9 protein-coding genes are annotated in these 12,542 nt (G+C 45.6%); 8 read left to right on the plus strand and 1 reads right to left on the minus strand.

What is annotated here, in order from left to right:
• Positions 1–120: 120 nt before the first annotated feature.
• From VQ048_RS08015 to rbp, 8 genes are all read left to right on the plus strand, one after another.
• Complete coding sequence (locus tag VQ048_RS08015; RefSeq protein WP_327611172.1) at positions 121–333, plus strand: hypothetical protein; 213 nt, start codon at positions 121–123, stop codon at positions 331–333.
• A 244-nt stretch (positions 334–577) separates the two neighbouring features.
• On the plus strand, positions 578–3,442 hold the full coding sequence (locus VQ048_RS08020; RefSeq protein WP_327611173.1) for a M16 family metallopeptidase: 2,865 nt from the start codon (positions 578–580) through the stop codon (positions 3,440–3,442).
• Positions 3,443–3,497: 55 nt separating this feature from the next.
• Positions 3,498–4,061: an RNA polymerase sigma factor gene (locus tag VQ048_RS08025; protein WP_327611174.1), complete on the plus strand. Its 564-nt coding sequence runs from the start codon at positions 3,498–3,500 to the stop codon at positions 4,059–4,061.
• Between the two features lie 54 nt (positions 4,062–4,115).
• Positions 4,116–4,982, plus strand: a complete 867-nt coding sequence (lipA, locus tag VQ048_RS08030; protein WP_327611175.1) for a lipoyl synthase — start codon at positions 4,116–4,118, stop codon at positions 4,980–4,982.
• Between the two features lie 104 nt (positions 4,983–5,086).
• Positions 5,087–6,337: a CinA family nicotinamide mononucleotide deamidase-related protein gene (locus tag VQ048_RS08035; protein WP_327611176.1), complete on the plus strand. Its 1,251-nt coding sequence runs from the start codon at positions 5,087–5,089 to the stop codon at positions 6,335–6,337.
• A gap of 91 nt (positions 6,338–6,428) precedes the next feature.
• The gene (locus VQ048_RS08040) at positions 6,429–8,528 is read left to right on the plus strand and encodes a M13 family metallopeptidase (protein ID WP_327611177.1); all 2,100 of its coding nucleotides are present in this window, start codon (positions 6,429–6,431) and stop codon (positions 8,526–8,528) included.
• 216 nt (positions 8,529–8,744) lie between these two features.
• The gene (locus tag VQ048_RS08045; protein ID WP_327611178.1) at positions 8,745–10,337 is read left to right on the plus strand and encodes a glycoside hydrolase family 10-like protein; all 1,593 of its coding nucleotides are present in this window, start codon (positions 8,745–8,747) and stop codon (positions 10,335–10,337) included.
• A 166-nt stretch (positions 10,338–10,503) separates the two neighbouring features.
• Positions 10,504–10,800 carry an RNA-binding regulator gene (rbp, locus tag VQ048_RS08050; protein ID WP_327611179.1) on the plus strand — a complete coding sequence of 99 codons (297 nt, stop codon included), beginning with the start codon at positions 10,504–10,506 and terminating at the stop codon, positions 10,798–10,800.
• Between the two features lie 98 nt (positions 10,801–10,898).
• On the opposite strand, the gene VQ048_RS08055 is transcribed toward rbp, so the two are convergent.
• On the minus strand, positions 10,899–12,497 hold the full coding sequence (locus tag VQ048_RS08055; RefSeq protein WP_327611180.1) for a peptide chain release factor 3: 1,599 nt from the start codon (positions 12,495–12,497) through the stop codon (positions 10,899–10,901).
• Positions 12,498–12,542: the final 45 nt, after the last annotated feature.

The following is a 12,542-nucleotide window of genomic DNA, read 5'->3' on the forward strand; positions in this document are numbered from 1 at the left end:
AGACACTTTTTGCCGGATAGTATAGGTGTTTCTGTTTGAGAGTGAAAAAGAATAATTTTACCTTTGCAGCGTCACCGCAGAAGAAGTATAGCAACTTCCAACCATAAGTATGGATAGAGTATGAAAAAACCACCTCAAAGGCTCTGCATTTACCCCAAGGACATAGTAAGAATTACCGGCAAAAGCGAGCGCTTTTCCCGCGACCTCATTCATAGAATCCGCACGGCAATAGGCAAGCAACCTCATCAGTTCATCACCATTGAAGAGTTCTGCCAGTATTCCGGCTTCGATATCGAAAAAGTAAAGGAATTAATCCTTCCAAAAACCAACTAAAATCCCTATCTTTGTAGCACAAAATGAACCAATTCGCTACAAACCAATAGGTGCATATTTCGGTGCGTGCGTTTGAATTGTTATTTACAACTTGCTGTAAAATAATAGGGTTAAGAGTTAGGTGATACTTCCGTATTCTCCACTTCGGAAGATTAAAAAAGAGTTACGCACGTAGCTCTTTTTTTTGTTTTTAGGTTAAAATATCGAAAATTGCCGGTAATTTTGTCGGAAAGAGTACTACATTATGGATAGAAAATACATCACAAAACAATATACGGACGCTAATGGCTATGTTTACGAGGCGGTTGAAAATGACGAACATGGGGTTAGGGTTTATACTTTGGCTAACGGATTGCGTGTGTTTTTGGCTCAAAACTTCGATGCTCCCCGAATTCAAACTTATATCCCGGTTCGGGTGGGGAGTAATGACGATCCCAAGGCCCATACGGGATTGGCGCATTATTTAGAGCACATGATGTTCAAAGGAACCTCGAAGATAGGCAGTGCCGACTGGGAGAAAGAAAAGCCTTTGTTGGAAAAGTTGTCCGAGTTGTTTGAGCAGCATAAGGCGGCTGAAACGATGGAGGAAAAAAAGCAATTGTATAAATCGATTGATGCGGTTTCTCAAGAGGCTGCCGTTTATGCCATTGCCAATGAGTACGACAAATGTGTTTCGTCTTTGGGGGCTACGGGAACCAATGCGCATACGTGGTTGGATGAGACGGTTTATAAGAATACCATTCCGAGTAATGAATTGAAGAAATGGTTGCAGGTTGAAAAAGAACGGTTTTCGGAATTGGTTTTGCGTTTGTTTCACACCGAGCTGGAGAGTGTTTATGAGGAATTTAACCGGGCTCAGGATCATGACGGACGTTTGGTGAACTATGCTTTGATGGAACTGTTGTTTCCCAACCATCCTAATGGTCAGCAGACGACTTTGGGTAAGGCGGAACATTTGAAAAACCCTTCAATGAAGGCGATACATCGTTTTTTTCAGGATTATTATGTTCCAAATAACTATGCGCTTGTTTTGGTTGGGGATTTGGATTTTGAGGAAACGATTCGCATGGTGGAAGACACCTTCGGCGGATTGCCTTACCGTACGATTCCGGAGAGGGTAAGGTTAGAAGAAGCTCCGATGACCAAGGTGGTTTCCCGTACGGTTAAAAGCCCTACGATATGGCGGGTTCAGTTGGCTTGGCGAACGCAGAGTTATGGTTCTCGGGAGGCCATGTTGGCCGATGTGGTGGCGAATCTTTTGTCGAACAGAGGGGAAGCGGGGTTGTTGGATCTTAATGTGAATCAGAAACAGAAACTGCTTTATGCTCAGGCTTTTTCTGTGGCTTTTAAGCAATACGGGTATTTTTCTTCGGTGATGGTGCCGAAGGAACAGCAGACATTTGAGGAGGCGATGGCGCTCTTTTTCGAGGAATTGGAGCGGGTGAAGCGGGGAGATTTTCCGGATTGGTTGATCCCTGCGATTATTGACGATTTCCGCCTGCAGCGGATCAAAGCCCTGGAAACGGCGGATGGTCTGGCTTCTAATCTTTACGATGTGTTTATTAAAGAGCGGACTTGGGCGCAAGAGTTGGCGGAGCTGGATGATTATGCTACCATCACCAAAGAGGAAGTTATGGCGTTTGCGCAACGTTTTTTTGGGGATAATTATGCGGTGGTTTATAAAGAGCAGGGGGAAAATGAGCGTTTAATTCGGGTGGAGAATCCGGGGATTACTCCCGTTAAGATCAATCGGGAGGCTCGTTCGGTATTTTTTGAGGAGCTGTTGGCTTCGGAATCCCTTCCCATCGAGCCTCGCTTTATTGATTATCAAAAGGCGATTGAAACTTCTATTGTCGGAGGCAGGAAACTTAGTTTTGTAGCGAACAAATATAACGGGATTGCTCAGGTTCATTACTTGTTTCCTTTTGGTAATGACCATGATAAGACGTTGTCTTTGGCAACGTTTGTTCTGCAGTATTTGGGTACGGATGTTTATACGACGCAGGCTTTGAAAGAGGCGTTTTACCGTTTGGGGATTACGACGGATTTTAAGACTTCGGGCGATCGGCTTCAGATTTCTCTTTCGGGGTTGGAAGAACGCCTCGGGGAAGGGATGGCGTTGCTGCATCATTGGATGAGTCGTGCCGTGCCGGATCAAGCGGTGTATGACGATTATGTGCAAACGATATTGGAAAGTCGAGCTGCGGCTAAGAAGGATAAGGGGAAAATCATGTCGGCATTGATAAGTTATGCGAAATATGGGGCTTTTTCCCGAACGACGGACGTGCTTTCCAATGAGCGGTTGTTGTCGATGCGCTGTTCGGAGTTGACGGATAAACTGCGGACTTTGTTTGAGTACCCTTATGAATTGTTTTTTTATGGAAGGGATTTGGAGGCCTTCAAGGAGCAGGTGCTTCCTTTTGTTTCGGCTGAAACGCGGCCTTCCCCCGAAGCTCAAACGTATCCGGAGCCGGAAACGAAGGGGCAGGTTTATTTTGTGGACTACGATATGGTTCAGGTGGAAATGGCGAAAGTGGGGCGTGCAGGAGTGATGGAGGTGTCGGATTTTGGGAAGATAAACGTATTCAACGAGTATTTTGGTCAGGGGCTTTCTTCGATTGTTTTTCAGGAGATTCGGGAGAGTAAAAGTTTGGCTTATTCGGCTTATGTTACTTATTCGGCGAATTCGCTCAGGGGTGGCTCGGATTATGTGACTTCTTATATTGGGACTCAGCCGGATAAGCTGTCGGTGGCGGTTGGGGCTTTGGAGGAGCTTCTTGGGGCGATGCCTGAGGTGCCCATGCAGTTCGAGAATGCCCGGGAGACGGTGCTTAAACAGATGGCCTCTACGCGCATTAATCGGACAAATATTTTCTTTAATTATTTGAATTTGAAAAAACTGGGTGTGGATTACGATTTGCGGAAGTCGATTTACGAAGAGGTAGGGGCTTTAACGATGGAAGGATTGGTCGATTTTTACGTGCAGAAGGTGAAACCATTGGAGTATAACGTGGCGGTAATTGGTAAGAGGGCCAACTTGGACGAGGCTTCGCTTTCGCGTTTGGGGGCATTTAGGGAGCTCAAATTGGAGGAAATTTTTGGTTATTAGCAGGTGATTTTTGGGGAGAAGTAGGCTTTGGAGCGATATTCGCTATCTTTGTGTTATGTCTGAACAGGATTTTTTAGAATTGATAGAAGCGGCTCGAGGACGGGACCAAAAGGCGCAAACGAAACTCATCAATACGTTTTGGGTGGATGTGTTTTCTTTTGTGATGAAAAAGGTGCAGGATGAGAATGTGGCAGATGAGCTTACGGTGTCGGTATTTTCCAAGGTGCTTGGCAAGTTGGAGCTTTATGATCCTCATTTTCAGTTTAAGACTTGGGTGCTTACTATTGCACAGAATACGATTATTGATTATTGGCGGCGCAAGAAGAAGGAAAGCGAAGATGTTTCGGGAGGGCTGGATCAGGTTCGGAATCAGTTTGCCCGTTCCCCGGAGGAACTTTTGATTTCCGAGGAAGAACAGTTGCGCATCCAGGAGATTATTGAGTCTATGGAGGTCAATTATCGGGAGATTATTCGTTTGCGTTTTTTTGAGGAAAAAAGCATCAAAGAGATTTCGGAAGTTTTGGGGCTTTCGCTATCCAATACCAAGGTCAGGATTATGCGGGCGAAGAAAGTTTTGGGACAGCTTTTGAAGGAGGGGGATTCTGCCTCGGGAGTTTAGGGCTTTTCGCAGAAAAAATAAATCCTTAATTTTGTCTTCTTTAATGTACGAAATATGAGCGATACAGCACAAAATACCACCACACAAAAACCCAAATGGATTCGCGTGAAGCTTCCTACGGGGAAGAATTATAGGGAATTGAGAGGGTTGGTGGATAAATACAAACTCAATACGATATGCCAAAGTGGAAGTTGTCCCAATATGGGGGAATGTTGGGGGGAAGGAACGGCGACCTTTATGATTTTGGGGAATATCTGCACTCGGAGCTGCGGATTTTGCGGAGTAAAGACGGGGAAACCTTATGAGGTGGATTGGGAGGAGCCGGAAAAGGTGGCGCGTTCGATTAAATTGATGAAGATAAAGCATGCGGTGCTTACTTCGGTGGATCGGGATGATTTGAAGGATATGGGGTCGATTCTTTGGGCGGAAACGGTGAAGGCTGTTCGTCGGATTTCCCCGGGGACAACGATGGAAACACTTATTCCTGATTTTCAGGGGATTCATAAGCACTTGGATCGGGTGGTGGAGGTGGCTCCTGAGGTTATTTCCCATAATATGGAGACGGTTCAGCGTTTGACTCGGGAGGTTCGGATACAGGCCAAATATGAGCGGAGTTTGGAGGTGCTTCATTATTTGAAGCAGGCTGGTCAGCGTCGGACGAAGACGGGGATTATGGTGGGGCTTGGTGAGGAGAAGGATGAGGTTTTCCGTACGATAGAAGAGGTACGGGAGGCTCAGGTTGATGTGATTACGATTGGGCAGTACTTGCAGCCGACGAAAAAGCATTTGCCGGTGAAAAGATTTGTGACGCCGGAAGAATTCGAGGCGTATGGGGAATTTGCCAGGAGTTTGGGCTTCCGCCACGTGGAGAGTTCGCCATTGGTTCGGAGTTCTTATCATGCGGAAAAACATATTCATTAAATTAATGAAAAACGTTAGGGGAACCTAACGTTTTTTGTTTGTAACTTTACTTTATGGGATTACGTTGTGATTTTCTCTTCTTAATTTTTTAATGATTAAAAAAGATGCAGGCAGTACTTATTACGATAGGGGATGAGATTTTATCGGGGAATACGGTGGATACGAATTCCAATTTTATTGCTTCCCAGCTTAAACAGATTGGGGTTTCGATTTGTCAGATTTTTACCATTTCCGACGAGGTGGAAACCATCAAATCGGTTTTGGGGCAGGCTTTGGCTATGGCGGATTTGGTGATTGCCACCGGGGGGCTTGGGCCGACTCGGGATGATAGAACCAAGAAAGCGCTTGGGGAATTTTTTGATTCAGAAATTCGTTTGGACGAAGCGACTTTTAATCATTTGAAAGCTCTTTTGGAAAAGAGAAATCGGGCTTATCTTTTAGATATCAACCGAAATCAGGCGGAAGTTTTGGCGAAGGCGGAGGTGTTTCAAAACGATTATGGTACGGCGCCTTGTCAAATGATTCGGTGGCAGGGCAAGTGGGTGTTTTTTCTTCCGGGGGTGCCTTACGAGGTGAAACCTTTGATGAGGGACAAAATTATTCCTTTTCTTCAGCGTGAAATGAATCTCGACTGTCTTTCGTCCCGTATCGTTTCGGTGGTGGGAATTCCCGAAAGCGAATTAGCGCGTCGTATTGAACCTTGGGAGCTTGCTTTGCCTTCGTCCGTTTCTTTGTCTTATTTGCCGGTGGGCAACCGCATTAAACTTCGGCTGACGGCTTCGGGGAGGTCTGTTCAGCACGTGGAGGCGAACTTGGAGGCTTGTGTGGAAGGGTTGCGACCTTATGTGGAGGGGCATGTTATTTCTTGGGATGGCAATCAGATTCAGGAAATTCTGCGGGATGTTCTTTTGGCTAAAGGGATGAGTTTGTCGGTGGCGGAGAGTTGTACGGGGGGAGAGATTGCTCATTTGATTACCTCGGTGGCGGGAAGTTCGGGGTATTTTAGTGGTGGAGTGGTGGCTTATGAGACGGAAAAGAAAACGTTGCTGTTGGGGGTTAAACCTTCAACAATTGCTTCCTGTAAGGTGGTTTCCGCTGAGGTGGCGGAAGAAATGTGTCGGGGGTGTCAGACGCTTTTTTCGACGGATATTGCCGTTTCCACTACGGGGGTGGCGGGGCCGGGGCCGGATGCTTTTTGTTCCGAGGTGGGGGAAGTGTTTTATACGATCCGAATTCGGGAGATGGAGGTTACCAACCGCTTGTTTATGCCGCATATGGATCGGGAAGATTTTATTTATTTTACATCTCAGAGGGTGTTGCAGGATGTGGTGGATCTTTTGGTGAAAAACTTTTGATGCGGGGGAAGCGTATGTTTGCTTAAAAATACGTAAATTGTGCACCCTGAAGAATCAAAATAGTATTTAGAACGAACAAATCAATTTAATAATGAAAAAAATAACAATGAGTCTGCTTGCCCTTTCGGGAAGCTTGTTGCTGAATTCATGCGGAACGACCAAAACCACCAAAACCACCAAAACGGTCCAAACGGAGACGGAGATGGTAGCGGCAAAAACCACTCCGGTGGTGGAAGAAAATGGGATCACCTTGGAATACATGGATCGGAGTGTGCGTCCTCAGGACGATTTTTTCAGCTATGTGAACGGAAACTGGTACAAAACTACCGAAATTCCTTCGGATAAAGCTTCTTGGGGTTCTTTTAGTAAGTTACGGGAAGATACGGATAATGCTTCTCTTGCCATATTGAATAAGATTCTTTCCGATCGTTTTGAAGACGGCTCCGAAGGTCAGAAGATTCAGGCGCTTTACGGTACGTTTACGGATTGGGATAAACGAAATGCCGATGGTCTGACACCGATTAAAGGCGATTTGGCTAAGATTGACGCAATAAAGACGGTGAAGGATTTGCAGAATTATTTGGTGGGGGCAACCAAAACCCGTGATAATGTATTTTATATGTGGGGGGTTGGTCCGGATATGAAAAATTCGGTGATGAATGCGGTTTATCTTGGAGGTCCGGCACTTGGCTTGGGTCGGGATTATTATCAAAAGCAGAATGAGGCTAATACCAAAACCTTGGCGGAATACACCAAATTTGTTTCGCAATTGTTGACGGTGCTGGGGGACAAGCAAGCCGATAAGACGGCTGGGCAGGTGGTGGCTTTTGAGAAAAAGTTGGCCAACCAGTTACTGACCAATGAAGAGAACCGCGATGCGAACCGTCGTTATAACCCGAGAACCATGCAGGAGTTGAAAGGGCTGGTTAAAACGGTGGATTTACCGTCTTACCTTACTTCTGTTGGCGTTTCGACGGATCGGGTGATTGTGGGGGAGATCAAGTATTATGAGAATTTGGACAAAACCCTTACGGCGGCCAATTTACCTTTGATAAAAAGCTATATGAAATACCACCTTTTGCGGGGTAACTTGGGGAATTTGGATAAAAAAATGGATGAGATTAGTTTTAATTTTTACTCCAAATACCTTCAGGGGCAAAAGGAACAGCGTCCGATGGATAAACGTGGTTTACAGATGATTAATGGGGTTCTTGGGGAGGCTTTCGGTAAGCTTTATGTGGAAAAATATTTCCCGGCAGAGGCCAAGGCGCAAATGGAAACCTATATCGATTATTTGAAAAAGGCGTTTGCTTATCGGATTGATCATTTGGACTGGATGTCTGCCGAAACTAAAAAGAAAGCTCAAGAAAAACTTTCCAAATTTGGGGTTAAGATTGCCTACCCGGATCAATGGAAGGATTATTCCAAATTGCAGCTGACTTCTTCTAAGGACGGCGGTACTCTTTATGGGAATATGCAGAACGTAACGGCTTGGAGCTATCAGAGAAGTTTGGATAAAGTTGGCAAGCCGGTGGATAAGGCCGAATGGGGAATGCCGCCACAGACGGTAAATGCTTATTATAGTGCTTCCAACAACGAAATTGTGTTTCCTGCAGCGATATTGCAGCCTCCGTTCTTTAATTTTAAGGCGGATCCGGCGGTTAATTTTGGAGGAATTGGTGCGGTGATTGGGCACGAGATTTCTCATGGTTTTGATGATGGAGGTTCACGTTTCGATGGGGATGGTAACCTTAAAAACTGGTGGACGGATGCGGACCGCAAGAATTTTGATGCTAAAGTGGAGCAATTGGCGGCTCAATACGACCGCTACGAGCCTGTGCCGGGAAGTTTTGTGAACGGAAAATTCACCAGTGGTGAAAATATTGGCGATTTGGGAGGGGTTGCTGTGGCTTATGAGGCTTTGCAAATGTATCTTCGGGATCATGGTAATCCGGGGCTTATTAGTGGTTTTACGCAGGATCAGCGTTTTTTCCTTAGCTGGGCTACGGTTTGGAGGACGAAATCTACGGATCAGTATGTTCAGAACCAGGTGAAGACGGATCCGCATTCACCGGGGTATTATCGGGCGTTTGCTCCGCTTCTGAACATTGATGCGTTCCATAACGCTTTCGATACTAAGCCGGGAGATAAAATGTATAAAGCTCCGGAAGAGAGAATCAAAATCTGGTAATTGAATGGATTTAATCCGCTTTGAAATTTTATTCAAAGCGGATTTTTTTGTTTGATTTGACTTGACTCCATTGCTAAAAAAAACGATCCAAACATTCCTGTGAAAGTTTAAAAAGTGAGCGAGGGGTTGTTTTTTTTGAAGAAGTTAGAAGAGTCGAACCCCATAAAAACTGTTAAAAAGTTCGCTTTCCGTTCAAATTCCCTTAATTTTGCTTTTATGAAGATTTGTAATCGAAAAACAGTGGCTTTTCTTTTGGCTTCTGCATTGGGTGTTTCTTGTGGGACGCCGCGTAAGGGTAGCGAAGTGGCGAAGCCTTCCTCGGCTTACCAAACTACCTCAGTTGTTCCTTCGGAAGCAGCCAAACCTCAACCTCAGGCTAAGACGGACGTTTTGGCGAATTTAAAATTACCGGAGGTTCGGCGGGAGTTTCGTGCGGCTTGGGTAGCAACGGTGGCCAATATCAACTGGCCTTCCAAGAACACGTTGTCTACGGAGGAGCAGAAGGCGGAAGCGATTGAGATTCTTGATAAGCTGAAAGCGGCCAATTTCAATGCGGTGATTTTTCAAGCGAGACCTTCGGCGGATGCTTTCTACAAGAGTGATCTTGAACCTTGGTCGTATTTTCTTACCGGCGAGGTGGGAAGGGCGCCCTATCCTTACTATGATCCGTTGGCGTTCTGGATTGAGCAGGCGCATTTGAGGGGGATGGAGCTTCACGTTTGGTTGAACCCTTACCGTGCGCACCATACGTCGGGCGGGGCGGTTACGGAACAGAGCATGGCTAAGAAGATGGGGGAGGCGACTTACAAGCTGCGTAACGGGATGTACTGGATGGATCCTTCCGATGCTAAGGTTCAGGATCATGCTTCGGCGGTTATTCGGGATTTGGTGAGGCGTTACGATATTGATGCGGTTCATATTGACGATTATTTTTATCCGTATAAGGAGTATAATGGCGGTCGGGATTTTCCCGATACGCGGACTTGGGAGGTTTATTCCAAATCTGGCGGAACTTTATCTCGGGCAGATTGGCGTCGGGCGAATGTCAATAAGTTTATTAAGAGGATTCATGAGGAGATTAAAGCGGAAAAACCCTACGTTAAGTTTGGGATTTCTCCGTTTGGGATTTGGAAATCGGGATATCCTCAGGGGACGACGGGGCTTTCGCAGTACGATGAGCTTTATGCGGATGCTAAGCTTTGGCTGAATGAGGGGTGGTGCGATTATTATTCGCCTCAATTGTATTGGAAGGAAGGTGGTGGACAGAGTTTTTCGGCTTTGCTAAAGTGGTGGCAGCAGGAAAATTATAAGAATGTTCACCTTTGGCCGGGACTTAATACGGTGGGAATTCGCGGGGTGTCGGATAAGACGGCGGAAATTGTGGGGCAAATTCAAACGACGCGGGAGTTGGTGCCTCGCAGTTGTGGGGCGGTTCATTACAGTATGGACGGCATTTCTAAAAATCCGTCGATGTTTGCGGCATTGCAGGAGCTTTATAAGGAGAAAGCTTTGGTGCCAGCCAGTCCCTGGATTAAGACATCAGCGGTTTTGAAGCCTGAGATTACAGCGAAAAAACAAGGGGCTTCCGTTCATGTTTCGTGGCTTTCGAGGGATGAAGCACAGGTGAGGCATTGGATTCTTTATGCGCAATACGGAACACACTGGGAGACGGAGTTGTTGGATCGGGTGGTGGACACACGGTTGTTGCCGATGACTAAATCGGGGCAAACGCTTAAGGTGGTAGCGCTTAGGGCGGTAGACCGACTTTCCAACGAAAGCGACTATGCGGCGTTAAAAGTTTCTAACTAACAGGGTTTGTCATTGCTTTATTTTTGGCTGGAAGTTTATTTATGGTATAAAATCTTTTTTATTCGGATATTATTTGTACCTTGCGGCCGTTATTTAAAAAGAAATCAATTAATGTTCTGCGTTTGTTGACTTTCCTATTTATTTAATTTCAACAAACATTTTTATTATGAACATTTTTATTTCAAATCTCAACTACTCTACGGTTGAGTCCGAGCTTCAAGCGTTGTTCGAGAATTACGGTGATGTGCAATCTGCAAAGATTATTATGGATAGGGAAACCGGTCGTAGCCGTGGGTTTGGTTTTGTGGAGATGCCCAGCAATAGCGAGGCTAACCGTGCGATAGAGGAGCTTAATCAGCAGGAGTTTAAGCAGAAAGTGCTTAACGTGTCCGAAGCTAGGCCGCGGGAAGAAAGACCGAGAACTTTTGGTTATTCGGGATTTCGTGGAGAGCGAAGAGGCTAATGTTTGGCGATAAATCTTAAGGCTTTCGGGCTGGCTGGATAAAATAAAAAACTTCAGAAATTATTTCTGAAGTTTTTTTGTTTTTTACCCTCGTTTCACTACTGAGGAGAGTTAAATTCACTGATAAAATGGAGTTTGATATTAGGGAATTTTTCCTGAGTCATGTGAATGGTGAAGGAGGAATCCGCCAAAAAGACCAGTTGGTTGTATTTGTCTCGGGCGAGAAACCTTTGCTTTAATTTTGCAAATTCTTTGAATTCTTCTGACTTTTCGTCGGCTTCTACCCAGCAGGCTTTGTGGATGGAAAGCGGTTCGTAAGAGCATTTGGCTCCGTATTCGTGCTCCAATCGGTATTGGATAACCTCGTATTGGAGGGCGCCTACGGTTCCGATGATTTTTCTTCCGTTCATTTCCAGGGTGAAGAGCTGGGCAACGCCTTCGTCCATGAGTTGGTCGATGCCTTTGGCCAGTTGTTTTGCTTTCAGAGGATCGTCGTTATTGATGTAGCGGAAATGTTCGGGGGAAAAGTTCGGGATGCCTTTGAAGTTTAGTTTTTCGCCGGCGGTAAGGGTGTCTCCAATTCGGAAGTTCCCCGTATCGTGAAGGCCGACAATATCGCCGGGGAAACTTTCGTCCACGACTTCTTTTTTGTCTGCAAAAAAGGCATTGGGAGAGGCAAATTTCATTTTTTTGCCTTCTCTTACCAGCAGGTAGTTTTCGTTTCTTTTGAAGGTTCCCGAAACAATTTTAACAAAGGCAAGGCGGTCGCGGTGTTTGGGATCCATGTTGGCATGAATTTTAAAAACAAAACCGGTGAAGTTTTTTTCATCGGGTTTTACCTCACGCACGTCAGAGGCTTTGGGCTGGGGCATTGGAGCGATTTCGATAAAGGCGTCGAGCAGCTCTCTTACCCCGAAATTATTAAGTGCCGAACCAAAGAAAACCGGTTGGAGTTTGCCATCCATGTAGTCCTGACGGTTAAATTCAGGGTAGATGGTTTCGACCAGTTCCAGTTCTTCCCGAAGTGTGGCGGAGGCTTTTTCGCCGAGAAGTTTATCGACTTCGGGCGATTGAAGGTCGTCGATTTTGACGGATTGTCCTACTTTTTGTTTTTTTTCTTCCAAGAAGAATTCGATGTTCTTTTCCCAAAGGTTATAAATGCCTTGAAAGTCGCTTCCCATACCGATCGGCAGGGATAGCGGAGTAACGGTAAGTCCCAGTTTTTGTTCCACTTCGTCGAGCAGGTCAAAGGCGTCTTTTCCTTCTCGGTCCAGTTTGTTGATGAATACCAACATCGGGATGTTTCGCATACGGCAGACCTGAACCAACTTTTCGGTTTGTTCTTCCACCCCTTTTGCGACGTCAATCACTACGATTACTGAATCAACCGCCGTGAGCGTGCGGTAGGTGTCTTCTGCAAAGTCTTTGTGCCCCGGGGTATCCAGGATATTAATTTTATACCCCTTGTATTCAAAAGCCAAGACCGAGGTAGCCACGGAGATTCCTCTTTGTCTTTCGATTTCCATGAAGTCGGAGGTGGCGCCTTTTTTTATTTTGTTGGATTTTACGGCACCAGCTTCCTGAATGGCTCCCCCAAAGAGAAGGAGTTTTTCGGTAAGGGTGGTTTTCCCGGCATCGGGGTGAGAGATGATGCCGAAAGTTTTACGTTTCTGTATTTCTTTTAATAAATCGGACATAGCAAAGTTTATGGGCGCAAAAATCGTGATTTTTACCGAGATTAA

Origin of the sequence: Bergeyella anatis, assembly GCF_036016955.1 — a bacterium.
Taxonomy (GTDB): domain Bacteria; phylum Bacteroidota; class Bacteroidia; order Flavobacteriales; family Weeksellaceae; genus JAYWXI01.

Coding starts and splice junctions, on each gene's coding strand:
- lipA (WP_327611175.1), top strand. CDS start 4,116: ATGAGCGATACAGCACAAAATACCACCACACAAAAACCCAAATGGATT.
- VQ048_RS08035 (WP_327611176.1), top strand. CDS start 5,087: ATGCAGGCAGTACTTATTACGATAGGGGATGAGATTTTATCGGGGAAT.
- VQ048_RS08025 (WP_327611174.1), top strand. CDS start 3,498: ATGTCTGAACAGGATTTTTTAGAATTGATAGAAGCGGCTCGAGGACGG.
- VQ048_RS08015 (WP_327611172.1), top strand. CDS start 121: ATGAAAAAACCACCTCAAAGGCTCTGCATTTACCCCAAGGACATAGTA.
- VQ048_RS08045 (WP_327611178.1), top strand. CDS start 8,745: ATGAAGATTTGTAATCGAAAAACAGTGGCTTTTCTTTTGGCTTCTGCA.
- VQ048_RS08020 (WP_327611173.1), top strand. CDS start 578: ATGGATAGAAAATACATCACAAAACAATATACGGACGCTAATGGCTAT.
- rbp (WP_327611179.1), top strand. CDS start 10,504: ATGAACATTTTTATTTCAAATCTCAACTACTCTACGGTTGAGTCCGAG.
- VQ048_RS08040 (WP_327611177.1), top strand. CDS start 6,429: ATGAAAAAAATAACAATGAGTCTGCTTGCCCTTTCGGGAAGCTTGTTG.
- VQ048_RS08055 (WP_327611180.1), bottom strand. CDS start 12,497: ATGTCCGATTTATTAAAAGAAATACAGAAACGTAAAACTTTCGGCATC.